Origin of the sequence: Pseudomonas pseudonitroreducens (assembly GCF_021603645.1) — a bacterium.
Taxonomy (GTDB): Bacteria; Pseudomonadota; Gammaproteobacteria; order Pseudomonadales; family Pseudomonadaceae; genus Pseudomonas; species Pseudomonas pseudonitroreducens.
In genome coordinates, this window is the sequence record NZ_BQHJ01000007.1 from 92,453 (window position 1) to 117,343 (window position 24,891).

Consider the following 24,891-nt stretch of genomic DNA (forward strand, 5'->3'; position numbering starts at 1 on the left):
ATTGGCCGTATGACTGACTCACCACTCGCACAATGGCGCCGCCTCATAGACGACCGACGGCAATGGAAGCTTACGCCGGACTACCACCGCGCCGAGCTGGAAGGGCTGGCGAGGAAGGCGCTGGAGCTGCGGATGATCGATCAAGGGGAGTTTGTGGAGATGTGCGAGATAGCCGAAGCCGGACGCCTGACCGTGCTGGAGGATCTGGCGCACCAAGCCTTCCAGCGCTCCGGAATCTATGACGTCGTGGCCGAAGGGACTGGCGAGTTACTGGGCGAGATCCTGTCGGGCACCTTCATGAGCGTGCCGCCCGAGCCGCGCGGGATCCTCGGACGCGTCACCTATGACGAACACGGCCAACTCGCGATGTTCAGCGGATCACCGGCGGCATGGATGGGCGACATCTGCGGGCTGACGTGGACACGAAGCGATGGCCAGCAGGCGCTGCTGGTTGAGACAGGCAGGATTGTCGCGGGGAAGGCAGTGCGCGCTATCGCTGATGCCGATTCGTTCAGGCTTGCGCTGGACGCGCACCAGGTGGCGCAGGAGGAAGGAGATACAACCCAGGCAAAAGCATGGGCGTTGCGGATTGAGATAGGGCACTTCAGTCGCTGCTCAAAATGCGGCGATCGATTTGCAGATAGAGAGGACTGTGACGTCTGCGCCGGATTAGGGATTGTCCCTAGATCAGCGAAAGCAATGGAGCGCTTTAAAGGCGCTCCATCTTAGATTACTTCTTGGGGTTGCTCACCAAATCACCAGTCGTGGGCAATGCCGATGACTGGGCTGAGGTGAAGCTTTTATCAAAGTGATTTAGGAACGTCTCGGTCAAATGTCCGTGATAATAGGCGTAGACGAGAGCAGTAACGTTCATGTTCTGTGGCTTGATGATGTTAAAGACAAGCTTCCCTTCCTGCACTGAAGGCTTGAACCAAGCCTTCTTCGTCCAGTCCTTCGCTTTATGGGTGTAGTAGGCCTTATCGTCGCTTCGCTCCCATGTTGTGATCTTTCCCGCCGGCTCTTCTTGCTCAATTTTTTCATTGAATGCATTGAGCAATTGCTGCGGCTTGCTGGTGAAAAAAGTTAGCGACATCACAAATCCTCCATGAGTGGTGGCAATTAACTATCACAGCCAAAAGTCCCCGCGCAATGCCGCAGATCAACGATCCAATCTAGCCCGCTCTCGCTCCTGCAGCCCTGTCAGGGCAACGGCGCAGGCGTTGGCGTCGGCGGCGAGACGGGCAAGATCCGCCGCAGCCTCTGGTCGAAGTTCGGCGTAACCGGCTGCATCATCCACGCCGGCGCCGCTGGGTCCGGCTCGCACGGCACTGCCGGCGCAACCACTGCCCGTGATAGGGGCGTACATCCGGCGCTGAGCAGCAGCGAGATCCCGAGCAAGCTGATCGTTGACTTCTTGAGCATGGCGCAACTCCCCGTAGCGCTGTTGGTCAATGCCGTCGTACTGCGCCTGCAGCTCCTGACGGTCCTTCGCGCGGCGCTGCAGCTCGGCGGCAACCGCCTGGCTGATCTCGCCTCGCTCCTTTTCATGGGCCAGCGATTGCGCGGCCAGGTCCGCTTCAGCCTGAGCGGATATCCAAGCCCAGGCCGAGCCGAAACCGGCGGCAAAGATCGCCACCGCCATCACCAAGGCCGCAACCAGGCGGGCGCGGGTCACTTGGACACCACCCCACCGGCGAGCCGGTAGATCCGCACGCAGTCATCAAGCCCACGCATGGGTTGGCCGGGGTAGTTGGCACCCGGAAGGCTCGCCCAAATCCGGCGGATCTTCTCCAGCGCCGCCACGATCCGCCCCGCCTTGACGTCATCGAGGGCGCGGCATTCCTTGATGTGGCGGATTGCGAGCAGATCCTGGCTCAGCGGTCCGAAGTCGGGCAGCTGCAGGAGCGCCTTGTAGTGCGGCCAGTCCTTGAGCATCTGCTGATAGCGGCCGCTGGCGTTCGACTTGATAGTGTTCGCCTTGTCGATCCGCTTCGACGGACGCCCGCCGGCGAACGGATGATCCGTGAAGTCGTTGAAGATCTCGGGCAGGCCGCCGTAGCCGGTCACGATCACGTCGTAACCGTCGCAGAGAGTGGCCGGGCTGGTGCTGGTGCCCTCGGCCCAGGCGATCATGTCCAGGCAGGCAAGCACGTTTTGGCCGCCAGCAGCGGCCGCAGTAATTCGAGGCATAGTATTCTCCAGGCAAAAAAAAGCCCGCGGTTAGCGGGCTGTCAGTGCTCTTGCGTTGGGGGTGATGGCCATTCGACGATCTCCGGCCATCCGGGCTGACTGTCGACGCGGTTCAGTGCCATTCGATAACGCTTCCACTGGGTAAGCAGCGCAGCCTCTTCCGCTGTCGCCTCCTCCAGGTCGACCGCATCCTGCAGGGGAGCGATGCGGTAATCCGCGCTCTCCCGGAGGATGCTCTGGGCATGCCGTTGCGACTCCTCGATAGGGAGTGCCGGCGCACCCTCCTCGACCCACTCGCCACCAGCCCACTCCCCACTCAACGCCCGTCCTCCGGTGTATCGCCCCTTGAACAATCCGTCAGGGGCAAGATCCGCCGTCCAGTTGCTCACGCCGGGACCATCGTCCTCGCCCACCAGGAAGATATCGCCGACCCAGTACCCCGCTTCGTCCAGTTCATTGAGCTTGATCACTGCGGAATCCTTATGCCGTCCAACGAGAAATAGGCACTGCTGCCCGTGTAGGGGATGACGTAGCCGGGCGAACTGATGCGGAGGCTGGCGAAGGCGTCAGCGGCGTTCGCCGGCAGAATCAGATCGCGTTGGTAGGCGCCGGCCGGGAGAACGAAGGCGGCGCTGTTCGGGCCGGTCGTTCCTGACTTGAGCCAACCGCGCAACTCGATCGCCCCCAGCACCGTTCGGTACTGAACAGTGAGGGAGGCAGAAAACGACTGCCAGCCATTCAGCAGTGTCGGGGCGATCCACGGCCCCACGAATGCATCAGCGAAAAGCGTTTCCTTCCACCCCAACCAACCGATCCCACTGACATACCGATTACTGAAACGCCGCGAAGGGTTCGCGTTGGTCATGCCCTCAACGACGTATTCAGACACCGTGCCGTTGTATCGCCTCATGTAGGTACAGAGGAAACCAACGCCCGCTACCGGCAGCTCGGTGCACGCCCCTGCGAACTGGTAAATGCCATTGTCATACGCGGCCAGCGCGCTGCCGCTGGTCACTTCTTTGGCGAGGCTCATTTCCAAAGCAGCCTTCGCCGCGTCCGGAGTAGCTGCAGTAGCCCAAGGCTTGATGCCGGCGAGCGTGGTTCCGTATTGATTGACGAAGCCCCGCAGCGCATCCGCGGAATCCTTCACATAGCCCTGCATAGGCGCGATGGCATAGCTGCCGGCGGCGTTGTTCGCCCCCTGATAGTTGGGCTTGATTGAGAAGACCGTAGCGCTGGCAACGTTGGTGACCTCGTACCACAGGCCGTCAGGCCCCCTGAAGGCATCCCCTACGCGAGCGTTCGCCGAAAAGGCGGTGCCCGAGCCGGTCACGGTCGGGCTGTTGTTGGTCACCGCTACGGTGCCAGTGGAATACCAGGGCATACCCCCTCCTTAATTCACCATGACCAAGGGCCAGTTGAAGTTCGTGATCTCAGCCAGACCGCGGCCGACCCGCATCGCGAAGGCGTTGATCTGAGATTTGGTGGTGCCATTCAGGAAGCCGATGCCCACCTCGGCACTGTTCGGCGGAGCGACGAAACTGGCCATGAAGTGGCTGGCCATGACATAGGAGCCCGCCACGTAGCCATTGCCCCAGGTATCAGTCGTCCAGTTGCCCTGGTAGTTGCCGTTGTAGCCAACCTTCGACCACGTCTGAGCACCCGCAAGGATCGTGAGTACTCGACGGTTGCTATCGAACAGCAGCCGGTTGCTTGAATCGAAGACCTGCAGCCCATACCCGCCAGTGCGAGGCAGATAGAGCGCCGCGACCTTGTACTGACCCGAGCGGACAATTCCGGTAAACCCGCTGTCCGTGTAGACAAGGGCCGTCCACCCGGTCCAGTTGCCAGGCCCCCCAAGGTTTCGCATGTACCGCAGAATGTGGGCGCCATCCGGGCGGATGAAGATCGCCGGCGGGTTCGGGCTGTTGATCGCCTCCGGATAGTTGACCGTCACCGTCCCACTCGAACCGTCATAGCTACCTGAAGCCACTTCCAGGTAGCAGGGGTAGTTGTCGTCGATCTGCACCTGGCCAGAGTTGCCGATGAAGAGTGCGCCATAGCTCATGAGAACATCACCGCATTCAAGTAGTCGGTCTGGTTGGTGTTGAAGAAGCTTCCAAGGATCGTCACGGTGTTTCCCGACACCGTGAAGCGCTGCGCGAAGGTCGTGGTGCTGCCAGACCAGGTAGTGTCCAGCCAGACCACCCCCTTCGCCGGATCGAATCCAGGGATCACGATCGTCTGCTGATTGGTGGATGTCTGAAACGCCACCCGGTACACCATGCGGCACGTCAGCGAGTTGCTGTCGAAGATCAGCCCGCCCCCGCCGTCGAACACCTGCAGGCCGTAACTCATACGTCGAGATTCCCAAGCTGCACGCGTCGCACGCCATTGCCGTCAAACACCTTCATTGCCTCGGCCGTCATCTGCATCCGCCCGCCTCCGCCCGCGCTGTTCAGCAGGAAGGAACCCGCTTTGTTCAACTGCCACAACGGCTGGCCGTTGCTGCCGAGGGCGTTGGATTGGATGACATCCCCAATCTTGGCGTTGGTGATGCTCGCGTCCTGGATCATGGCGTTGTTGATGAACATTTGGCCGCCGACGATCGAGACCGGCGCCACCGTCTGGCCACTGGAGCTGTTGAAGAACAGGAACCGGTCAGCCTGGAAGGCCAGCGTGGTCGTGGTGGTACCGCCGTCGAACCCGAGCTGGAAGCCCGCGGCGTATTGCTGGCCGCCCTGCGAGACGTTGAGCTTGACGCTCCACATCGCCTGTACACCCGCGTTTACGTCCGCCACCACCTGGGACACCTGCTGGATCGTCCCGGCGTTCTTCGACGTCGCCGCCGACACCTGTTCAACCGACCGAGCCATGGCCTGATTCTCGGTGGCGCGCACCTGGCTTTCTTGGACGATTTGCGCGGTGGACTCTGCCCCGCGCAGCGCATCCTGCAAGTCACCCTCGCCGCTGTCGTCGCGATAGGCAGCGACCAGCACACTCATCTGGCTAGCGCTGGCGGTGACCTTGCCGTCCAGCTCCTGAATATCGGCAGTGTTCTCCTGCACCTGGATGGCCAGCCCATTGGCCGTCTCGACTATTTCGCCGACGTCGCCCCAGTAAACCGGGTTCGGAGGCGGGTTGCCGGCCGGCACGTTCTGCAGCGCCTGATACAGGCGACCATCCTGCCGGACGATCTGCCCCTTCGAGTAAGCGACAGCGGGGTCGAAGTACTGCTCCATCAGCTCGTCGACATTGGTCTGGATCTCCTCGATGTTGTCGAAGAACTCCTGACCCAGCGCCGACTCCACGTATTCCTTCGTGATCAGCTCGTTGTACTCGGTGGCGCTCGTCGAGGTGATGCCATCCACCCATTCCGACCAGGCGCCCACGTTGCCGGTGCGGTCGATCAAGCGCCCGCGGAAGGCCAGGCGCGCGCCGGCCGGCATGGGCATGACCGTGTGCGTGTCCGTCGGGTAGGCAAACAAGCCCAGCGCGGTCGCCGTCTGCTCGCTGCCACCTGGCGTGGTCGATTGCTGCAGCTCGGTGAGCGCGGTGTCTTCTGCCCCGGCCGGGAACCCCCAATCGAGTTGGATTTTCCACGGCCCTGAAGTCGTGCGCAGGAACGCCAGCACCGGCGGCAGGCCATCCTTGCCAACCAGGTTGGTGAGGATTGAGGTGCGCCAGATCGAGGTGATCTCGAAGGCGCTCACCGCACGCACGCGCGCCAGGTAAGCGCCGGCGTAGATGCCGGTTACGTCGACGCTGGTGGTGCCCTGGCGTGGCAGGCGAATCCAGTTGCCACTGTCCTTCTTCCACTCGACGTCGTAGGCCACCGCCCCCTCCACTGCCGGCCAACTGATCGACATGGTGCTGACGGCCAGGCCCTGATCGATCGCCCAGCGCGACGACAGCGTGACGCTCGCCGGCGGCTGCACGGTGGTAACCGGGATGACGCTGATCGGACGCTCTTCCAGGCGCGCGCCGGTGTCGATGTAGTCGAACTTGCTCGGCTCGTACTGCAAGCCGTTGATGGTCCATTGCCCATTGTCATCGCGCTTGGTGCTCATCACCCGGTAGAGCTGGACGGCCAGGTCATCGGCGTCGAGGGCCCAGCACAGTTCGGGCTCCGGCGTCTCCGAGTAGGCCGTGGTGACGGTGACGGCCTTGCCGTTGACCGACTGCACGGTGCGGCCCTCGGCGCGCCCACTCGGCAGGTTGATGATCAGACGATCACCGGCCTTGGCCTGGGTGACACGATCGAGCGTCACCACTCGCCCGGCAGCGGTGGAGATCCGGCCGCCGATCTCGCGGCCGGCCAGCAGAGAGTCGGCCACCGGGATGATGTAGCCCGGCAGCGGAATGCGGCCTTCCATGCCGGTGGCAAAGGTGATGGTCCGGTCCTGCACGCTGGTCAGTACAATCCACTTCCCGCGGCGCTGCGCCTCGCTTTCGCGGGTGCAGCCGATGGCGCTCACCTCCACCGGGTTATCGCCGTAACGGCGCAGCAGCGGAGCGTCGGAGTAGCCAGTGACGTCCGTGTCGTAGTTGTTCGCCGGGTTGTCGTAGCTGACCAGGGCGCGGCTGTACCGGGTGCGCGCCGAAGCGCTGCCGTAGGTCATCTTCCCGTCGATCACGTTCGCCCGGGTGAAGACGTAGTCGAAGTCGGCGGTGCGCGGCATGTCGGCCTGCGACACCAATTGCCCCTGCGCCCAGTAGCTCATCCCACGGTAGATCGCGGCGATATCACGCAGCAGGGTCCACGCCTGGGAGCGCGACTGCAGGTTCAGGTCGCACAGGAAGCGTGGCTCCTGGCCGCCCTTGCCATCCGGCACCAGCTGGTCGCAGTACTGGGCGATCTTGTAGAGCTCCCACTTGTCGACCATCCAGGGCTTGATCCGCTTGCCCAGGCCGAAGCGGGCGTTGGTGCTGATGTCGTAGGTGATCCATGCCGGGTTGTTGGTCCATGCGCTCTTGAAGCTGCCATCCCAGACGCCGGTATAGGTGCGCAGTTCCGGGTCGTAGGTGGTCGGCACCTGGACCTTGCGGGCCTTGCACTCGACGGTCACGGCCGGAATGTTGCTGAACTGCTCGGCGCTGAACTCGATGTAGAGCAGCGCGGTGTTCGGGTAGCGCAGCTTCGCGTCGATCACCTCGGTCAGGCCGGCGATCAGCATGGTGTCGGCGATCAGGCTGCTGTTCTGGTTCGGGGTGATCCGGCGAACCCGCACCTGCCAGCCGCTGGTCGCCGCCGGCAGGTCGATGCGCTGGCTGCGTTCGTAGCGGCTGGTGGTCTTGCCGTCGACAGCATCCAGCAGCACCTGCTGATAGGCGCCGCCGTCGGTGCTCACGTCGACCGCATACTCGATCCGGTAGCCCTTCACGTCCCCGCTGGTCTCCTGCTTCTGCAGGGCTGGCCAGGCGAAGCGCAGGCGCACAGCGGAAAGCTGGGTGTTGGTCACCGAGCGCACCCACGGGGTGTCGCTGCGGATCTCCACGTTCACCGTGGTCTCATTCTCCACCGAGGGGATGCCGGGGATGTAGGCTTGATCGACACTGCCGTTGCGCCACTCCCACTTCACGTTGGGGAAGTTGACGTTGCCGCTGGCGTCCATCAGCGGGGTGTTGTCCAGGTAGATGTCCTGGTCGCTCGGCCCCTCGGCGAACTCGCCCTCCCCCACCGCCAGCAGTAGCTTCGCGGTGGCCACCGACTGCAGGCTGTCGCGGGCGATCGAGGGTTGCTTGGGCTTGCTGCTGCCGCCCTTGCGGCCGGTGAGGTGCTGCTGAACGTCGGCGCCCATGCGTTTCTCCAGGCATAAAAAAACCGCCTCGCGGCGGCTGTTCTTGGATGGTCGGGTCAGGTCTTGTCTTCGGCGTAGATCGAGGCGCTGATGATCGCCCCGCCCCAGCGGCGCTTCCCGCAGCAGTACGGCACGGGGTTGCCGCTGGCGGTGGTGTTCTTCGCGCTGCCGAAGGCGTAGCTGGGCAGGTTCTCAGGGGCAGCCGACTGACTCAGGCCCTTGGCTTGGGGGCTGAGCAACTGGACGACACCACCGAGAGCCAGAGCCGAACCAGCTTGGACCAGCCAGGGCTGAGACGAATATGCCCCGACAACAACCATCACCGCACCAATGATCGTCTGGAGCAGGCCGGCTCGCTTGCTCCCTGCAATCACGGGAACAATTCGTACCTCACGAGTGCCATTTGCATCGAAGCTGTCCATCCCCACGTTCTTTCGGTTGCGGAAAATCGCGAACCTCATGCCCAGCCCTTGAAGCCTTGTGATCGCTTCCTTGAAACCTGGCAGCGTGTTGCGAAGCGCGCTGAAGGCCTCTTGAACGGAGCCAGTGTCGAGATAGCGGGAGTGATCTCTGCCAAACTCCCTGGCGAGCGGCCCAGAAAGCTTGATCGCAGTTGCCACTTGAAGATTTGACATAGTTTCTCCTGGCAAAAAAAAGCCGCCTGGCGGCGGCTTCGGACTTAGCTACATGGCAGTCGGCGACAGGTCCATACTGAAGGACGTATCGATCGATATTCGATATCGCTTCGGTTTCCCAGCGACCAGCTTCACCTCGCGCTCCTTCAGACCACCGCCGCACATCGAGGTGCTATTCACGCCGAGAATGACGTCACCAGCAGGGATGTAGAATCGTGCGGACTCACCCGAGGCAATTTCGGCCGCCAACTGCCCGTCTACCGTCAACAGCGTATTGCAGGCTGACCCTGTGAATCCCTTATCTCGCGTCACCACTAGCACGGCTGAATCTGCAGTCTGCTGCTGGAAAGCATGCAAGCGCTTCGCCGGCACCGGGTCGGCGCGCTCTGCCGGCAAAGGGGTTGTTGCACAGCCCGCTATCGCCAACAACGCATACGCTCCGATCAGTCTCTTCATGGTTCCCTCCTTTCAGGTGGCCGGAGGGTAGCACGACAGATGTGTGCCATAGTTTGTCGCTATCCACCGAATACTGTGAGGGACGCCATGTTGAACCGAGAAATCCAGTTAAAGATTCTCACGATGCTTGCCGAAGCCTATCCCAGTGATGTCTCTGATCCCTCGGAAGAATTGGGGCTTGACGCAAAAACAGGCTCACAGAATCTCTACTACCTCGCGGAGCACGGCCTAATACGTGTGAACAGAACACGCGAGATCGGTCCTAAATATCCAACACCTGCATTAGCTGGCATTACCGCGCGAGGCTTAGATTTTCTGGCAGACGACGGAGGCCTCGGCGCTGTGCTCGGAGTCGTCACGATCAAGATTCATCAAGACTCGATAACTCAGCTGATCGAGAGGCATATTCAGGAGGCGGAAATGCCAGAGGGTGAGAAAGTCACCCTTCTGAAAACTGTGAAAGAACTACCTAGCGAGGCATTGAAGCAACTCACTACCAAGCTTGTGGACTTAGGAATGGAAAACCTACCTGGCGCGATTTCCCTCATCCGACAGGTTTTGGTCTCTCTCGGTCAGTAAGACGGAGCGATGGCGCAGCACCAGCCGCGCCCGCTCAGCCCAGTTTCCACCGTAGACGATGACCTCGCTGGGCTTGCCGTAAAGGTGATGTAGGAGGAACGGCCCAGCGCCGAAAACCTTGCTGTCCTCGCCGGGCAGAGTTGCGTCGGCGCCCAAGTAGATACCGGCATGGTTCGGGTGGAACGTGCGGCCGACCTCGAAGACGATCATGTCGCCCCGCTGGGGCGTGCTGACCGGTTCGAAGCCTGCCGCTTCGAAGTACTGCTCATAGAGGCTCGGCCCGTCGGCCAGTTCCCACCAGCCGTCCTGGCGCTCGAAGCGCTCGAATTCCAGCCCCCACTCGCGCTGGTACCAATCGGCGCAGACCTGCCAGCAATCCCAGGCGCCATGGACGAAGGGGCGGCCCAGCAGCGGAATGTTGCCCGCCGGCGCAATCGTCCGCAGGTCGCCTTCCGGCCAGCTGAGGATGTGCCAAGGCAGGCCCGAAGCCTCGCACATGGCGAGATCGTGCGGCGACGGTCGACTGGTCGCGTCCGGGTGGCTGTGCACGATGGCCACCACCTCGTCCAGGTCTTCCGCCGCCGCATAATCCTCCGGGTGCATCCGGAACTCTTCCTGCGGCTGGCTGGCCGTGTTCCGGCAGCGGATGTATTGCTGCGCCTTGCCGGCGCCGACGAGCAGCCCGCAGGCCTCGCGCGGGTACTCATCCATCGCGTGCGCCTGGATGGCGCTCAGGATCTGCTTACGCATGGTCAACTCCGGGCGATCAAAGACACGGCCGGGAAGCCGCCGAATGGCAACTGGTTGCCCTGCCCCCAACGCGCATTACAGGATCGATATAGGCCGGCACACTGGTCCTTCGCCGGGTCGTCAGTCGGGTTGTCGTCGATGTCGAAATAGGGGCCGGTGTAGCCGCAGTCAGGACCGCGATAGCCGCCGGTCATGCACCAGTGGCAGAGCGTGGTCATCTGCCGGCCGACGGCTTCGTTGCCGACATCGCCAGGGCTGGCCAGCTCCCACTCGACAACCTGGTTGTCCTCGCCAGTCTTCTGGTCGAAGTACCAGATGCTGATCGACTCCTGAGTGGGGTCAGCGTCCGGGTTGCCGGCCGGGAAGTTCTCCGCGTCCAGGAACTCGGCCAGCGTCTCGCGGATGGTCAGCTGGAAGTTGGCCAAGTCATCGAAGGCGAGGCAGAGAGCCGTCAGGCGCCCGCTGACGTTGCCAGCCGAGAACTTCGGTCGGACAGCCGTGCCATCACCGTTGGCCTCGATCCCGCTGATCTGCACCGGCCAGGCGGCGTACTCCTGGCCCTGCCACCAGATCGACTTGGCCGGCAGTTGGTCCGCATTGGCGCCGGCTGCTGCCAGTTCCTGCGGAGTGTGCGGAATGGCGTGGCCATGGAAACGCAGCACGTCGGCGCCGAACTCGCTGCCGTCCAGTTCGAACAGCATGATCTCGGAGCCGGGCTCCAGCTTCTGGAGCTGCAGAATGAGGCTCATGGGTGGAAGGCCTGGTCAAAGGTGAGCGAAAGGACCTCGATCGCGCCTGGCCGACGTTGCTTGCGCCAGGCCTGGCACTTGTACATACCCAGCTCGCCGCCGGGCGGAGTCCACAGGAACGACCGATAGCCCTTGTGCCGACGGATGAAGTCGAGAATCGGCCCCACTTCATCTGGTAGGCCACCGAAGGTCAGCGACCAGCTCTGGCTCTCGCCGTTGAGCCCGTCGCCCGACACCTGCGCATACCCGTCGCCGAACTGCGACGTGCGCGTGCGCAGAGTGCCGTCGACATCCGCCTCATCGTCGGACACCCAAGTGAACGTTTCGATAGCCATCAGCCCCTCCCGGCCGCGTTGCGGTAGCTGACGCCACCAGGGCGCCACGAATCAGCGACGGCGCGCTCAGCGGCCAGTTGCATCTGCATTTGCATGTTCTTCTGCAGCGCCTCCTGGTCCAGCTCCATGCCTTCCGAACTGCGGTCTTCCACGTTGACCGCTACCGGCGCGTTGACCTGCAGCGCGGTACCACCACCTCCGCCCACCGAGCGAACGCCAAGCGAGCCATCGGCGCCGCGGGCAAGCGGCAGGATCGCCTCCGGCCCGGCCTCGCCCATGACTCCAGTGCGCCCACCCGCCATTCCAAAGGCAGTCGGCCGGCTGACAATGGAGTTGGTGAAGGCCGCGCCGTTGGCGAAGAACTGCACGCCATTAGCCCAGGCACCGCCGTCGGCCTGGGCCGCTGCCCAGTTCGCGTAGGCATTGCCGGTGTAACCGGAAGCCGAAGCACCAGCGGAGGCCGAGCCACCGGCCCAGCCGCTGTAGGCGGATATCCCTGCGCCGATCACACCGCTGAGCAGTCCCGTTGCCGCCTGCTGGCTGGCAATCCGCGCCATGTCGTTGATCACGCTGCTGGCGAAGTCGCGGAACTTGAATTTGCCCGTGGTGGCGAAGTCGGCTAGGGCGTTGCTCGCGGTGTTGAAGCCGGTGGTGAGCATGTCATCGGTGGCCGATGCGACGTCAGCCGCGTCCGCCTGGATGTTCTGCCACGCCCGGCGGGCGCCGTTGCGGTAGTCCCGCTGTGCTTCCAGCCGCGCGCCGTAGCCGTCGACCTCCATTTGCAGCTCGCGCGCCTGGAAGTCGGCGAGATCCGCCAGCCGCTGCTCGTAGGCCGCCGGGCCGAGGCGCCGGCTGGCGTCCTCCTGCTGGGCCTCCAGCTCGCGCCGAAGGTCGGCGTACTTCTTCCGCACGGCGTCCAGCCGCTGCGCCTGGTCGCGCTCATCGTCGCCGAGGCCGATGCCGGCGACGTCAGAGTTGATCGCATCCTGGCGCGCCTGCAGTACCACCTCCATGGCCTTGCGATATGCCTCGGCACTGTTGCGCCGTTGCTCAGCCAGCTTCTGCTCCTGCTGAATGCGCTTCTGGATCGAGCCGTCGGCATAGGCCTCGTTGAGGTTCTTGATGCCCAGCTCCATCTCGGCGCTGGTGATCTTGCCGGCAGCCTGGGCCTTGCGCAGCTTCTCCACGCCCTCGGCCAGGTCCTCGAGGCGCTTCTTCTCCGGCAGGGCCTTGTCGATCAGCGCATCCAGCGCCTTGACCTCATCCTGCAGCGACTTCGTGCGAGCCTTGCCGCTCGCCGTCGCCGCCTGGTTGGCCTTCTTCTGCGCCTCGATCGCGCTCGCCGCCGAGAGGATCGCCTGGCGGTCGGTGTCGGTCAGGTCAGTGTTGTCGGCAATGAACCGATTCGCCGCCTTGATCGCGTCGTTGTTGTCCTGCAGGCCGCCCAGTTGCTTCTGCAGCGTCTCCAGGTAGGTCTGACCGGCGCTGCTCATGCCGGTTTTCGCGGCGTTGTTGGCGTTGGTGGCAGCCGTGTTCTCCTGGGTGACGCCGGTCAGCACACGCAAGGTTTCGGCGATCAGGCCCGAGCGGTGATCGGCATCGCCGATGGCACCGGCCTGGCTGATCCACTGTTGCAAGGTGCCGGCCGGCACCTGCATACGGTCGGCCACTTCCTTCAAGATCGGCGACAGATCCTGGCCAGAGGCCCGCGCCTGGTTCAGCCGCTCGATCAGCGACTGGTAATCGCGCAACTGCTGGGTGTACAGCCCGTTGGAGTCCCGCGCCGGCGCGGTGACCATCGCCGAGCGGATAGACTGGGACAGCGTGCCGTAGGCTTCCTTGACCTTGTCGGTGGCGTTGATCTGCTCTTGCTGCCACTTCACCAGCGAGGCTTCGCGCTGGTCGCGGTTGAGCTTGGCGAACTCCTCCCGTAGCTGCTGTACAGGCTTGTGCAGGTCGTCCAGGCTGACGCCCGCCTGATCGGCGTTGTCGCGCAGCAGCAGGAACGATGCCGCCGCCGTGCCCGCAAGCAGGGCCAGCCCCATCGGCCCCCCGAGCACCGTCAGCAGACCGGCAGAGGCAGCGCGCAGGCCAGCCTGAGCAGTTGCCACAGTCGCGATAGCCGCTGCCTCGCGCTGCCTCGCCTGGGCGAGTGCCAGCGACATTTCGGTCTGTACTGCGGTACCGCGCGCCGCTGCCGCTTCCCTGGCAGCCAATACAGTCAGCGTCTCGGCCTTGCGCTGGTCAGCGATCGCCGACTGCATGACGGCCTCGGCCTGGGCGATGCGCGCGGCGCGATCGGCCAAAGAGGTCTTGATCGCAAGCGCAGCGCGGGCCGTGTAGACCGTCAGCGCCGAGACACCCACCCCCGCCATGACAGCAGCAACGGCGCCGATGTTGTCGCCCACCACGCTGATGACGCTGGCCAACCCAGCCACTACGCCAGTGCTCTCCTCCATGCGACCGAAGAAGTCACCGAGGGCGTTCTGGATGTTGACCAGCGCATCCTGCACGCTCACCGACATGTCGGCTGCGGCCTTGCGGTTTACCTCGACCGTGCGCAGGAGGCCGGTGTTGATGTCATCCAGGGATAGCTTGCCCTGCACACCGAGCTTGCGGATCTCCTCGGCGCTCTTTCCGGTCGCGCTGGCGATCGCATTGACGATGGTCGGCATCGCATCCTGAATGGACACCCAGCCATCGGCCTCGACCTTGCCGGTCTGCAGAGCTTTCGAGTAGGCACCGAGCGCCGAGCTGGCCTTGTCAGCCGACGCGGCGTTGGTCACCAGCAGGAAACTGAAGCTGTCGGTGATGTCGAGGGTTTGCTGGGTGTCGAAGCCCAGCGAACGCATCACGTCCGCCGTGCGGATGTACAGCTCCTGCGCCTCGGCCAACGGCCGGTAGGTCTCCTGCGCAGTGCGCAGCAGGTGCTGCTGGACTTCGTTGTATTGCTCGGTACTGCCGGTGACCATCTTCAGGCGATCGGCAATCTGCCCGTAGGCATCCACCTGGTGGATGATGCTGCCCACCAGGCCGGCGCCTGCGATCGCGGCGAAGGCGCCACGTATCAGCGTTCCGGCTTGCTGCGCACCTTGGGCCGTCCGATCAAACGCAGAATCGACCTGCGCCAGGTTGCGGTCGATGCTCTGGGTCGTCTTGGCGACTACGCTGTCCGCGCTCGCCAGCTCCCGGCGCAGCTGGGCAGTGGTAGCCTCCAGCTGGATCAGCATCCCCTGGACTTCTTGGTCGGACATCGTGTTCTCCGGGCGAAAAAAAACCGCCCGAAGGCGGCGCTATGGTTCCTGTCGTCCCCGCAGGAACGCTTTCAGGCGGTCGGCCACGCTGGCCTTCTGTTTCGGCGCGGCCTGCTGCTGAGCCTTGCCGCCCCCCATCCAATCCAGGCGGGCATCCAGCGCCATCAGGATCTGCGGGATGGGGGTACGCCATGCGGTTTCAGGCGGCCAGCCCAGCCAGCCGGTAGCCACGCCGAACAGGTAGTCCACGTAGCTGCCATTCCTCACGGCGCTGTGCTGGCCGCCTCGGGCTTTCCCCGTTCAGCGATACTCGGCGGCACCGGGCTCAGCAGGCCGGTGATGTAGTCGGTGAGCTGCGCCGAGACCTTGACCACGCCAGTCTCGAAAATCTGCGTGGCGAGGGTGGTGTGCTCCTCCGGCTTCAGTCCGGCGGCAGCGATCACCACGTCAGCGCAGGCACCAATGCTCAGCAAGCGCATGGACTCCATCGCCGGGCGCAGACCACCGAAACGCGATTCGATCTTCAGCGCGGCCTCCAGGGTCGGCTGCAGCGTGTAGGTACGGGCACCGATCACCAGCGTGACAGTGCCGTGCAGGGCTTCACTCATAGTCGTTTCTCGTCAGAGGAGACGGGGCAGAGCCCCGTCGATCAGGGACCGGCAACCGGAGTCGGAGCGATTTCCAGGATGTCGGTGTTGATGCCGAAGGTCATGTTGCGGCGCACCACGTTGTCGGCACTGCCCGGCGCCACGGTGTTGTTCATCACCTTCACGCCGAAGTAGTAGGTGGTCGGCAGAATCACCGGATTGGCAGACGGGTCGCCGTCGTTGAGGGTGATCTTGAGGTTGTAGTTGCCCTTGGAGCGGTCCTTGTGCGCCACCTTGACCGCGTTCTGACCGGCGTCGCCGTTGTCCAGGCCGACGGTGAGGGTCAGATCGCCGGCATCGGCGGTGCCCTTGTACTTGCGCACACGACCGTCGGCCAGCGAGGTGAAGTTCACATTGCTGAAGGTGTCGCCGAACTCGCCGATGTCCTCGATCTCGCCGATGTCGACGTAGGTGTCCGCCTTATATTCTGCCTCGGTGTCCGCCGGCGTTTTGCTGCCGAGGGCCACGCGGCAGCCGGCAGCCGTGTTGAGATTGTCTTCTGCCATGGTGTCCTCCACTGGCGTTGGGTTGGTGGTGCTCAGGTAGTGGTGATGACGCGCACCGTGGCCGACCCCATGTAGGTCCGGCCATCTGGCTCGCGGTTGGTGTCCGTGTCGACCAGGCGAACCGAGACGGCACGACCTACCGACAGCGCGAGCGGGCGCTCGTCCAGGGCGTCCTCGATCTCGCCGAGGATCTGCTTGACCTCGGCCTGCCCCTGGTGGTCGCTCCAGACGCTCAGGTACAGCAGGCGCAGTTTTCGCTTGCGGCCCGAGATCGGGCTGGTGTTGCGCGACACCTCGCGATCCAGCGTGACGTAGGGGTAAGGCGTGTCGGCCGGTACCGCGTCGTATACGGGCACGCTCAGCTCGGCGGACAGCCGCTGGTAGACGGCCTGCTGCAGAGGGAATCCGTTGTCAGCCACTGCTGGCTCCTTTCGCTGCCCGCGCCAAGGTGCTGCTGATGGCGCCACGGATGATGATCAGGATGTCGTCGCGGTTCAGCTCCCAGCTCGGGCGCAACCAGGGATGCGCCGGCCGGGCCGGAATGTCCGGGTAGTAACCGAAGAAGTGCGTGCCGTCCGACTTGTTCTCTGTCTCGCGGCGGCCCAGCCGGTTGCGGCCGGAGAGCTTGCTGCGATCACGGTTGACCGTGTGGCCGCCGCCGATTGCATCAGCGTCCTGCCGGCGATAGAGCGTCCCGCTGTAACCCTTGGTCCCGTATTCGATGAACTTCAGGTAGAAGAATTCGCGGTTGTCGGACTTGCCGATGATGCCGATCCTGGCGTCGAGTCCGTTCTTGCTGACCTTCACCTGCAGCGCGTTGGCGCCATCGCCAGTGTCACGGGCAATCAGGTTTTGCTGCGTGGCCAGCACCAGGTCGGCGGCCTCCGCCATCGCCTTGGGCAGGTCGCTCTTGTCGATGGCGGCGATCCGGCGAAGCACACCCCGCAACTTGAAGTCGCCCTTGATGCGCGATCGCCGAGCCATGGGTTACTCCTTTTCGGCGCCCCGCCTTGCAGACTTCGCCGGGGCGGGTGCATCGTCGTCTTTGGCCAAGCCCCTGGCCTTCAGCCGTTCCAGCACGTCAGGTTCCAGCTTGCTCAGGTCGTCGCCTTTCTCGGCCTGTACGGCGCCACTCAAGCGCCCAGTCGCTCGCATTACCATCGGGGTTACCTCGGGGTTGGAGTTACGTTGGAGCACAGCAGGCGAAGCAAGCTGCGCTTGTTATCGGGTAGCGCGGCCTCGATCACGTAGGTGACGCCACCATGCACCAAGCGTCTCCCGGCAATCAGATCGCTTCGGGGGCGCACACGGATCTCCGCTGTGACCACAGCCTGCAGCTGACTAGCCACGTCAGCGAGCCGACCGCTGGGCAGAGTGATCTCTACCCAAACCCTGCGCAGCTCCACCCATTGCTCGGTGAAGCCACCACCACCGTCAGGGATCTTCTGCTGCTCCTGCAGCGAGGCGCGGTGCCTGAACGCTCCTGCTCTAGCCATTTCAGAACCTCGCTGGCACTTCGATTTCGGCCAGTAGCGCGTCGAGGAAAGTCGACGGCAGCTCGGCGAGGATTGTTCCCGCCACCATCGTCTCCCTGAACTCGTAGGCCGTGGCGGCACTCATCAGCAGCCACAACCGAGGCCCCGGATATACCTCCGGATCGAGTCCGGCCTTGTACCGAATGCGGAGGACTCCAGAGGGTCGGCCACCAGGGAAATGCAGAAAGCTTTCTCGCTGCCCCTGCTCCAGGTATCGCGGCACATCCAGCTCAGCAGCGGAGCCATCCGCAGCGATGCGATGCACTGACAGAACCTCGGTCGCCTGACCGACGTCCAGCGCGTGGCCGGAGGCATACTGCTCCGGCCACTCCTCCGAATACTCGGCCGGCCGGATCGCCGCCCCAGTCCGCCCTTCCGCTTGCGCGACCACACCAGGAATGATGACGTGCTCGATCAGCTCGGGCTCCAGGTCCTCGACCTCGACCCGACACTGGCGAGCCACGTCCTCCAAGGTGATCGGCGCATCGCCGCTATACGCGACACGCCGAGCCACGGTTAGGGCTTCTCTTCGTCGTCGCTGTCGCTGCCTTCACCGGCCTCCGCAGCGGACTGCGTCGACTCCGGCGAACCGGCAGGCGGGGTCGGCGCAGGCGTCAAAGCTTGAGGCTTCCGGTTGCTTTTGCGCACGCCCGGTGCGGCAGGTGCAGCTTCGGAGGCGTACTCAGCGACGCCACCCTCTACCAGCTCCTCCGCGCGATCCTTGTCGAAACCCGCCACGTCGTTCGTGAAGTAAGTGCGCCACGCCTTGAGGAAGCGCACCGGTACATTCTTGCTCATCGCATCACCTGCAGATGAAAGTCAGAAGGATCCCCGCCACCTGGACGGGGCGCGAATCACATGCCGGCGCCCCACTTGACGGCGGTGCCCACCACAACCAGCTCGACGTGACGCGGTCCGAAGTCGTGCTTGGCGATCACCCGCACCAGGGTCTGGTCACGCTGGAAGGCGCTGACCATGTTGCCCTGGGCGTCCTTGTAGGAGGCTTCGGCGGAGAAGTTGATGACCAGGTCCATGTCCTCGCCGATCATCGCGTCGCCGAAGTTCACGAAGTAGATCTCCGACTCGTCGCCATCGGCGCCCAGGTTGACCGGAATCTGAGTGCTGAGGCCGACCGGGTAGCCCTTGAGCATGCCGGCGTCGATCTCCGGGTATGCCTTGTTGCCGTTGCCATCGCGCAGCGCCTGCAGCCAGCGCAGGGTGCGCGGGTGCATCAGCCAGCCACAGCCGGTCATGTCGATGTACGCCGTTTCCACCCGCAGCATCATGCCGCCCAGGTAGAGATCGATCTGCTCCAGCGACGGTGCCACGGGAGCCGGCAGGACGTTCGCCGGGATCGCCCAGTAACGCAGCCCCTTGGGCAGCACGCCCGAGCCGTCGGAGCGGATGAAGTGCAGATCCTCGGAAAGCCCCATGCTGACGGTCAGGTCGTTCGCGACGATCTGGTCGACACGCGGGTTGACGCCCGACATGCGGATCAGGTCGTTGGAAACCGGCACGATCGCTGCGGCCTTCTTCGCCGACAGCTTGGTGTCGTCGAAGGTCATGCCGGTGACCGGGATGTCAGTCTCGGTGCCGATGTAGGTCACCACGGTGTTGCCCGAGATTCGCGGCATGGTCAGGTTGCCGTTGTTGAGCGGCACGCTACGCACGCCCATCTTGCGGACAATGGAGCGGGGGCGCAGGGACTCGATCACCTCGGTCGCCATGTTTTCCGGCACCAGGACACCGCCAGCGCCGGGGGTCACGGTGCTGAGCGCCATCTGCACGTCGCTGCTGTAACCGCCTTCCTTGGCCAGCTTAGCCGCCTCGCTCTGGTTGCCCTGGGTGGCAGCCAGCAGGCGAACCATCTGTGCGACTTTGGCCCCGGCCACGGGCTTTCCGTACGGGCCTTCTACGCGGCTTTCCGGCGGACCGGTGATGCCGCGCGCACCTTCATCGACCGGAGCCGCCGCGGCCGCGGCCGCGCGTTCGGCGGTCTCGGCGCGGCCGATCTTGTCGGTCAGGGCGATGATCTGGCTTTCCAGACTGCCGAACTCAGCCATCTGCTCGGCGGTCAGGCTGCCACCTTCGGCTTCGATTCTTGCCAGCGCCTGGAGCTGGTCGTTCAGCTTGGCGCGTTCGCTACGCATTTGAAGAACAAGGGACATGTTGCCTCCTGGGCATAAAAAAACCCGCACAAGGCGGGCTGGTTGACTGCCGCGAACGCGGTCAGAGATTGGATTGGATGGCAGCGGCTTTAGCTCGCACCGAGATACCGCCCGACCGACCGGCCCGGCTCATGGCCACGGCGCGCGAGATCTCATCGACAGCGTCCTGCGGACTCTGCAGACGGTCGGCAAGACCGGCGGTTATCGCTTGCTTGCCGCGATACAGGCCTGCCTCGGTCGCCATGATCTGCGCCGGAGAGAGGCCGCGATACTCGGCCACGGCGTTGACGAACAGCTCGTAGCTCTCCTGCACGATGGCTTCGAGCACCTGCATGGACTGGTCCGTCAGAGGCTCGTGTGGGCTCAGGTCGTTCTTGTGGGCGCCCCGGTAGACAGTGGTCACCTTGACGCCCGCTTTCTCCTCCATGGCGGAGCGGTCCATGTGGCTGGCAATGACACCGATGGAACCGACGCCGCTGGTCTGGCTCACCACCAACTCGCTGCAGGCGCTCCCGATCAGGTAGCCGCCGGAGTAGGCCATGAAGTTGACCAGGCCGGTGATCGGCTTGATCTGGCCCATCGCGCGGATGTCGGCGGCCAGCTCGAAGGCGCCGACGGCCGCGCCGCCGGGGCTGTCGATGTCCAGCACGACGCGCTCCACCAGAGGATCCGCTACCGCCAGCTTGAGCTGGGCACGCAGATCCTCGTAGCTGGTCATCGTCTCGCAGGCGTTCAGGTGGCTGCCACGGCTCACCAACACGCCGTGCACCGGGATGACTTCCACCCCGGTCTTGCCGATGGCCGCGCGGCGCTGCTCCTCCATTCGCTCCATCCGGGAGCTGTAGCGGTCGTCATCGTCGTCGTGCCACAGCTTGTCGGAGACGGCCGGGCCGATATTGATGATGTTGAGATTCATCGCCTGGTTGGCCCAACGCACGCCGAGATCCAGCATGTCGGGCGTCACCAGCAGCGGCTGATTGAATAGCAGGTTGGCTGCTCGCAGGTACTGTCTCATTGCGCCAGGATCCTCTCGATCTCGCGCTGCTGGAGCTCCAGCTGCGCGCGCACGTTGGGGTTATTGAGGTCAGGCATGCCCTTCGAGGCGTCGACCATGTTCAGCGGCTGCAGGTACACATCGCCTCCGTCCACAGGCGGCATGTTTTCCAAGCGGCGGATGTCGTTGACCGACAACCACCCCCACTGGCGGCCGATGGCGTAGGCCTCGTACCGGCTCTTCTGGTCACCGCGCAGCAAGCCGGACAGGTTGAACTCGATGAAGTACTCGCGACGATCTGCCGGCAGCAGGTAGTCGCGCATCATCGTTTCTTCGTGCCGCTTGACCCATGGCATCAGGCCGAACACCACGAACCAGATCATCAGCTGCTCGGTCGTGTTGTAGTTCGCCTTGTCCAGGTCGTTCACCAGCGGCAGCGGAATCTTGTAGATCCGCGCAGCATCGGCTCCTGACAGCTTCAGGAGGTTGACCACTTCGGCGTCGACGTTGGTCATCGACAGCGGCCGGAAGGTCATCCCTTCCTGCAGCAACGCGACCTTGTGAGCGTTGTCGATACCGCTGTACTTCTCAGCCCAACGGTCGGTGATGCGATCGATGCTCGCCTGATCCTTGATCGCAGGCGACTCCTTCGGCCGCTCAATCACACCTGACACCGACACGCCATTGGCGAAAGACTTGCCGGTGTACTGCCGCACCGCTTGCGCCAAGCCCACCGCCTCGGCATGCAGCTCGATCGGCGACAACCCGGTGTAGTGGTTCAGGCTGTGCCAGCGAACGTGGTGCACCATGCGCATGGGCAGGCGCTCTGCATAGTTGCCCACCTGGTAGTAGGGCAGCAGATCGGCCCCCTTGTAGACCACAACCTTTTCGTAGGTCAGGGGCCAAAGCGCCGACACGTTGCCGTCTCCCCGGCGCTCCACCAGGGTGTAGGAATTGCCACGCAGGCCCACCGACATCTGCTCGCACTCCCGCAGCTCGTAGGGCGTTTGGAACCCATTTGGCTGGAAGCGCAGCACGTCGTAGAGCGGGTGGTTGGTGGCCGGCTCGCGCTGCCCCTTGTCCTTGCGGCGGTACAGTTCAAGCGGCAACTGGCCGATGCTCTCTGCCAGCAGGGTGACGCAGTTCTGAATGATGGGAAGTGCCAGCGCCGTTTCCGGCGTCACCACTACCCCGCTGCTGTTGGAGCGGCGCCCGAGCATCCCCTGCCAGAAGCTGCTTTCAGCTTCCACCAGGTTGCCCTTGCCCCCGCCAAGTAGGCTGGAGAAGAACATGCTCAGCCCCCCTTCCCTTGTGCCCGCTGCACGGCAGATGCCCGATCAGCCAGGTGCGCCCAAGCCACCAGGCAGATGCCAGCAACGATGAATGCTGCCGGCCGGTAGATCAGCGCCACGCCGGTGACGAGCAGCGCGAAGCCCAGCAGGCCGGCCAGCCAGGCCAGAATGACCAGCTTCATATCCCTACACCCTCGTCGTAGATGGAAGATCCGGACTCGGTGGCCTGGCCACTGATGCCCGTTGCGATGACTGCAGCGACCACGCCGTCGATGCGGCCGATCGCCTTTGCCTTGTCGACCTTGCGGTTGCCGGCTGGGTCGCTGACGACCACTGCGTTGCCGGCGTTCCAGGTCAGCACCGGGTTGCCGTCGTGGCGGAGTGTTTCCACCTCCACCGGCTCCAGTGCCACCAGCTCCAGCTCGTCCCCTGAGCCCTCGCCGTCATCCGTCGGTGGCGCCAACCCCAGTAGGCGGCGCTCGAACTCATCGACAGCCGGCCCCATGTCCTTGAAGCCCTGGCCGAAGGGCACCAGCTCGGGCAGCGTGATGCCGTGTTCGCTCATCAGCTGCAGCAGGTCCTCGATCCGCCAACGGTCGTAACCGATCTTCTGAATCTGGAAGTAGTCACAGATCGTCTGCAGGCGCCGGAGCACATGCAGCTTGCTGATGGCCCGGCCCGGCGTGGTCTCCAGGTACCGGTCGCGGATCCAGGCGCTGTATGGCACTCGGTCGCGGCGCTCCCTTTCTTCCAGCTGGAAGTCGGGGATCCAGAAGTACGGCAGGATCCGCCAGTGCGGGTCCCAGGCCACCGGGTAGAACTTGATGACGAACGAGGTCAAGTCGGTCGTACTGGAGAGGTCCAGCCCGGCCACCGCCGGGCGATCACGCAGCACCCGCATTGGCACGCGCTCCTCTGCCTGGCTCCAGACGTCCCAGCTGATCCACGGGGAATCCGCCTGCGTCCATTCGCAGAAGTTCAGGCGCCGCACGACCGACTCTTTCGCCGGCAGGCCGCGTGCTTCCTGTACCTGTTCGCGCAGGTACTTCCGGCCGGGGATTCCGTCCGTCTGACCCTCAACGACGAAATCCAGTGAAGGGTTCACCTTCGGCCAGCAGGTCTCGTCCTTGAACGGGTCGTCGCCCTCATCCAACGAGCAGACGAAACCGAACAAGGTGTCGTTGTCCTCCTGCCCCGCACAGACCCGCTTCGCCAAGTCGTGGTACTGGCCGCAGACGCTGTTCTTGTCCGATCCGCTGTTGGTGATCATCAGGATCAGCGCGTTGCGGCGGGACTTGGTGCCGGCACGCATCATGTTCACTGCCGACGGCGTCTTGTGCTCGTGTACCTCGTCCAGAATGCCCATGTGAGGGCGGGGGCCGGACTGCCCCTCATCGGAGCTGATAGGCCGGAAGAAACTGGCCGTGCTCGCGTAGTAGAGGTTCCAGACCTTCTCGTTGCGGCCGGACTGCTCCAGGCGGCTGGACAGCGAGCGCGACATGTCGACCATCGACACGGCGTCGCGGAATAGGATCTGCGCCTGGTCCCGCTTGGTCGCGGCGGCGTAGATCTCTGCGCGCTGCTCGCCATCCGCCACCAAGCCATACAGGCCGATGCCAGCTACCAGCGGCGACTTGCCAGATCCTTTCCCGGTCTCGATGTAGGCGGTGCGGAATCGGCGATAGCCATCAGTCCCGTACCACCCGAACAGGCTTCCGACAACGAACGCCTGCCACGGCGCCAGCCGGAATGGCAGCCCTTCGTAATCGCCGCCGTTCAGGCACAGCACGTCTTCAAAGAACCCGATCGCGCGGTCGGCCATGTCCTGGCGCCAGACCAGGCCGCGCAGCGCACCGCTTTCGAGGTCGCGCAGGTGGCGTCGACAGGCGTTGCGGACATCGGGGCCGGCGACGATCCGGCGTTCGAGCACGTCGACAGCGAAGGCCTTGACCCTGCACTCAGCTGAAATATCGCTCAGCAGCGTCTCGTTGTTCATTGGCGAACAGCTCACCTTGCGGGCCGGCCAGCGCCTTCATGGCGCGCCGGGCGACCGGAGAGAATCCAAACAGCGCACCAGCCTGGTTCGCGCGGCGCTCTGCGTCGTTCGCCAGTTGTCGCCACACGCTGATTTGCTTCGCGCCGCTCTCGTAGGTCTGCACGTCCCCGCTGTCACCGACCTTGCTCAGCTCGGCGATCTTGCGGCGGAACCGAACCCAGTCCGCGACCGCCTCGCAGTAGGAGGCGAGCGCCATCATGTCGAGCGTGCTCACCCAGCCCAGCGCGACCAGCGCAGCGCTTACGCGGTCCCATTCCTGCGACGCTTCCTCGGACAGGAAGTCCGGTTTGGGCGGCGCCTCCACGGGCACCACAGGGGCCTGCGCAGCCGACATCAGCGCAGCCATCCCCTTCTTGCTGGGGTCGCCGCGCAGCATGTGCACCGTTGCCGGAAGCGGCGGTCGACCCGAGTTGGCATTCCCAGCCATGGGCACCTCCAGAAATCGCTGCAGCCCGCGTCATTACTGGCTTTCGGACTGGCAGAAACTGGCTAAATGTTGTACAAAATCAGACCCCCACCCCCCTCATTTTTCCCGGCGTTGCGAGGAGAGGGCGAGTGGCGGTCTAGTCATGGCGCGCTCAGAAGTTTTTCACCCCCCCTCCCCTGGCCGCGTTCAGCGGTTCCAGTGGTGGCGAGGGTCGAGCGGTCGGCCATCCGTCGAGCAGCCTGCCAGCCGACCCGAGCGCTCAAGCCGCTGCTTGGTCGAGTCGTGGCAGAACTTGCACAGCGACTGCCAGTTGTCCCGATCCCAGAACAACCTCCAGGCATTGGCGATCCGATCACGGTCGCCGCTCGCCTTCGCTTCGCCGAGCTTCGGCGCTTCCTTGTGGTCGACTACCACCGCCGCGACGGGCCGATGGTCAGTGCTGCACATCGAGCACCAGGGATGGCGGCGCAGGTGATCCGCCCGAGCCAGCCGCCAGCGGTGACCGTAACCACGACTG

Annotated in this window: 31 protein-coding genes; 2 read left to right on the top strand and 29 right to left on the bottom strand. The window is 64.0% G+C overall.

The genetic code is table 11. The annotated features are described in order from the left end of the window. Window positions 1-9: 9 nt before the first annotated feature. Window positions 10-729: a hypothetical protein gene (locus L6D89_RS17915; protein ID WP_236200694.1), complete on the top strand. Its 720-nt coding sequence runs from the start codon at window positions 10-12 to the stop codon at window positions 727-729. A gap of 1 nt (window position 730) precedes the next feature. Here the strand turns inward: L6D89_RS17915 and L6D89_RS17920 are convergent, their stop codons facing one another. The 10 genes from L6D89_RS17920 to L6D89_RS17965 all read right to left on the bottom strand — a co-directional run bounded on the left by L6D89_RS17920 (window position 731) and on the right by L6D89_RS17965 (window position 9,082). Then, entirely contained in the window at window positions 731-1,093 is a 363-nt protein-coding gene (locus tag L6D89_RS17920) for a hypothetical protein (protein WP_236200695.1), read from the bottom strand. Window positions 1,094-1,159: 66 nt separating this feature from the next. After that, window positions 1,160-1,675, bottom strand: coding sequence for a lysis system i-spanin subunit Rz (locus L6D89_RS17925; protein WP_236200696.1), 516 nt, complete (start codon window positions 1,673-1,675; stop codon window positions 1,160-1,162). Next, window positions 1,672-2,190, bottom strand: a complete 519-nt coding sequence (locus L6D89_RS17930) for a glycoside hydrolase family 24 protein (RefSeq protein WP_236200697.1) — start codon at window positions 2,188-2,190, stop codon at window positions 1,672-1,674. The genes L6D89_RS17925 and L6D89_RS17930 overlap by 4 nt, the downstream gene beginning before the upstream one ends. A 41-nt stretch (window positions 2,191-2,231) precedes the next feature. Next, window positions 2,232-2,660, bottom strand: a complete 429-nt coding sequence (locus tag L6D89_RS17935) for a tail fiber assembly protein (RefSeq protein ID WP_236200698.1) — start codon at window positions 2,658-2,660, stop codon at window positions 2,232-2,234. Next, a complete protein-coding gene (locus L6D89_RS17940; protein ID WP_236200699.1) occupies window positions 2,657-3,574 on the bottom strand; it encodes a hypothetical protein in 918 nt (305 codons plus the stop codon). Before L6D89_RS17940 ends, L6D89_RS17935 begins: the two co-directional genes overlap by 4 nt. A 9-nt stretch (window positions 3,575-3,583) precedes the next feature. Next, window positions 3,584-4,258 carry a hypothetical protein gene (locus L6D89_RS17945; protein ID WP_236200700.1) on the bottom strand — a complete coding sequence of 225 codons (675 nt, stop codon included), beginning with the start codon at window positions 4,256-4,258 and terminating at the stop codon, window positions 3,584-3,586. After that, window positions 4,255-4,548, bottom strand: a complete 294-nt coding sequence (locus L6D89_RS17950; RefSeq protein WP_236200701.1) for a hypothetical protein — start codon at window positions 4,546-4,548, stop codon at window positions 4,255-4,257. Before L6D89_RS17950 ends, L6D89_RS17945 begins: the two co-directional genes overlap by 4 nt. Next, window positions 4,545-7,991: a TipJ family phage tail tip protein gene (locus tag L6D89_RS17955; RefSeq protein WP_236200702.1), complete on the bottom strand. Its 3,447-nt coding sequence runs from the start codon at window positions 7,989-7,991 to the stop codon at window positions 4,545-4,547. The genes L6D89_RS17950 and L6D89_RS17955 overlap by 4 nt, the downstream gene beginning before the upstream one ends. Window positions 7,992-8,047: 56 nt before the next feature. Further along, on the bottom strand, window positions 8,048-8,626 hold the full coding sequence (locus L6D89_RS17960) for a tail assembly protein (protein WP_236200703.1): 579 nt from the start codon (window positions 8,624-8,626) through the stop codon (window positions 8,048-8,050). A 48-nt stretch (window positions 8,627-8,674) separates the two neighbouring features. Further along, window positions 8,675-9,082 (bottom strand): hypothetical protein, encoded by a 408-nt coding sequence (locus L6D89_RS17965; protein WP_236200704.1) that lies wholly within the window; start codon window positions 9,080-9,082, stop codon window positions 8,675-8,677. An 87-nt stretch (window positions 9,083-9,169) separates the two neighbouring features. On the opposite strand from L6D89_RS17965, the gene L6D89_RS17970 reads away from it, so the two are divergent. Next, entirely contained in the window at window positions 9,170-9,661 is a 492-nt protein-coding gene (locus L6D89_RS17970; protein ID WP_236200705.1) for a hypothetical protein, read from the top strand. Here L6D89_RS17970 and L6D89_RS17975 read toward each other — a convergent pair. The 19 genes from L6D89_RS17975 to L6D89_RS18065 form a co-directional block, all read right to left on the bottom strand. Continuing rightward, entirely contained in the window at window positions 9,608-10,411 is an 804-nt protein-coding gene (locus L6D89_RS17975; protein WP_236200706.1) for a C40 family peptidase, read from the bottom strand. The genes L6D89_RS17970 and L6D89_RS17975 overlap by 54 nt on opposite strands. Before the next feature lie 2 nt (window positions 10,412-10,413). After that, on the bottom strand, window positions 10,414-11,160 hold the full coding sequence (locus L6D89_RS17980) for a phage minor tail protein L (RefSeq protein ID WP_236200707.1): 747 nt from the start codon (window positions 11,158-11,160) through the stop codon (window positions 10,414-10,416). After that, window positions 11,157-11,495 carry a phage tail protein gene (locus tag L6D89_RS17985; RefSeq protein ID WP_236200708.1) on the bottom strand — a complete coding sequence of 113 codons (339 nt, stop codon included), beginning with the start codon at window positions 11,493-11,495 and terminating at the stop codon, window positions 11,157-11,159. The genes L6D89_RS17980 and L6D89_RS17985 overlap by 4 nt, the downstream gene beginning before the upstream one ends. Further along, the gene (locus L6D89_RS17990; protein ID WP_236200709.1) at window positions 11,495-14,749 is read right to left on the bottom strand and encodes a phage tail tape measure protein; all 3,255 of its coding nucleotides are present in this window, start codon (window positions 14,747-14,749) and stop codon (window positions 11,495-11,497) included. Before L6D89_RS17990 ends, L6D89_RS17985 begins: the two co-directional genes overlap by 1 nt. A 39-nt stretch (window positions 14,750-14,788) precedes the next feature. Then, window positions 14,789-15,016: a hypothetical protein gene (locus L6D89_RS17995; protein WP_121369627.1), complete on the bottom strand. Its 228-nt coding sequence runs from the start codon at window positions 15,014-15,016 to the stop codon at window positions 14,789-14,791. Next, on the bottom strand, window positions 15,013-15,357 hold the full coding sequence (locus L6D89_RS18000; RefSeq protein WP_236200710.1) for a hypothetical protein: 345 nt from the start codon (window positions 15,355-15,357) through the stop codon (window positions 15,013-15,015). Before L6D89_RS18000 ends, L6D89_RS17995 begins: the two co-directional genes overlap by 4 nt. A gap of 41 nt (window positions 15,358-15,398) precedes the next feature. Continuing rightward, the gene (locus L6D89_RS18005; RefSeq protein WP_236200711.1) at window positions 15,399-15,902 is read right to left on the bottom strand and encodes a phage tail protein; all 504 of its coding nucleotides are present in this window, start codon (window positions 15,900-15,902) and stop codon (window positions 15,399-15,401) included. Window positions 15,903-15,934: 32 nt separating this feature from the next. After that, window positions 15,935-16,321 (bottom strand): DUF3168 domain-containing protein, encoded by a 387-nt coding sequence (locus L6D89_RS18010; protein ID WP_236200712.1) that lies wholly within the window; start codon window positions 16,319-16,321, stop codon window positions 15,935-15,937. Beyond that, window positions 16,314-16,886 carry an HK97 gp10 family phage protein gene (locus L6D89_RS18015; RefSeq protein WP_236200713.1) on the bottom strand — a complete coding sequence of 191 codons (573 nt, stop codon included), beginning with the start codon at window positions 16,884-16,886 and terminating at the stop codon, window positions 16,314-16,316. Before L6D89_RS18015 ends, L6D89_RS18010 begins: the two co-directional genes overlap by 8 nt. Before the next feature lie 182 nt (window positions 16,887-17,068). Further along, window positions 17,069-17,398, bottom strand: coding sequence for a phage head closure protein (locus L6D89_RS18020; protein ID WP_236200714.1), 330 nt, complete (start codon window positions 17,396-17,398; stop codon window positions 17,069-17,071). Between the two features lies 1 nt (window position 17,399). Next, window positions 17,400-17,951: a hypothetical protein gene (locus L6D89_RS18025; protein ID WP_236200715.1), complete on the bottom strand. Its 552-nt coding sequence runs from the start codon at window positions 17,949-17,951 to the stop codon at window positions 17,400-17,402. 2 nt (window positions 17,952-17,953) lie between these two features. Next, window positions 17,954-18,235: a hypothetical protein gene (locus L6D89_RS18030; protein WP_236200716.1), complete on the bottom strand. Its 282-nt coding sequence runs from the start codon at window positions 18,233-18,235 to the stop codon at window positions 17,954-17,956. A 56-nt stretch (window positions 18,236-18,291) separates the two neighbouring features. Beyond that, complete coding sequence (locus L6D89_RS18035; RefSeq protein WP_236200717.1) at window positions 18,292-19,605, bottom strand: phage major capsid protein; 1,314 nt, start codon at window positions 19,603-19,605, stop codon at window positions 18,292-18,294. A 61-nt stretch (window positions 19,606-19,666) separates the two neighbouring features. Beyond that, entirely contained in the window at window positions 19,667-20,620 is a 954-nt protein-coding gene (locus L6D89_RS18040; protein ID WP_236200718.1) for a S49 family peptidase, read from the bottom strand. Beyond that, complete coding sequence (locus L6D89_RS18045; protein WP_236200719.1) at window positions 20,617-21,891, bottom strand: phage portal protein; 1,275 nt, start codon at window positions 21,889-21,891, stop codon at window positions 20,617-20,619. The genes L6D89_RS18040 and L6D89_RS18045 overlap by 4 nt, the downstream gene beginning before the upstream one ends. Before the next feature lie 2 nt (window positions 21,892-21,893). Then, window positions 21,894-22,073, bottom strand: a complete 180-nt coding sequence (locus L6D89_RS18050) for a hypothetical protein (protein WP_236200720.1) — start codon at window positions 22,071-22,073, stop codon at window positions 21,894-21,896. Continuing rightward, window positions 22,070-23,887, bottom strand: coding sequence for a terminase large subunit (locus L6D89_RS18055; protein ID WP_236200721.1), 1,818 nt, complete (start codon window positions 23,885-23,887; stop codon window positions 22,070-22,072). The genes L6D89_RS18050 and L6D89_RS18055 overlap by 4 nt, the downstream gene beginning before the upstream one ends. After that, entirely contained in the window at window positions 23,850-24,374 is a 525-nt protein-coding gene (locus L6D89_RS18060; RefSeq protein WP_236200722.1) for a P27 family phage terminase small subunit, read from the bottom strand. Before L6D89_RS18060 ends, L6D89_RS18055 begins: the two co-directional genes overlap by 38 nt. A gap of 186 nt (window positions 24,375-24,560) precedes the next feature. Then, window positions 24,561-24,821, bottom strand: coding sequence for an HNH endonuclease (locus tag L6D89_RS18065; RefSeq protein ID WP_236200723.1), 261 nt, complete (start codon window positions 24,819-24,821; stop codon window positions 24,561-24,563). Window positions 24,822-24,891 lie beyond the last annotated feature (70 nt).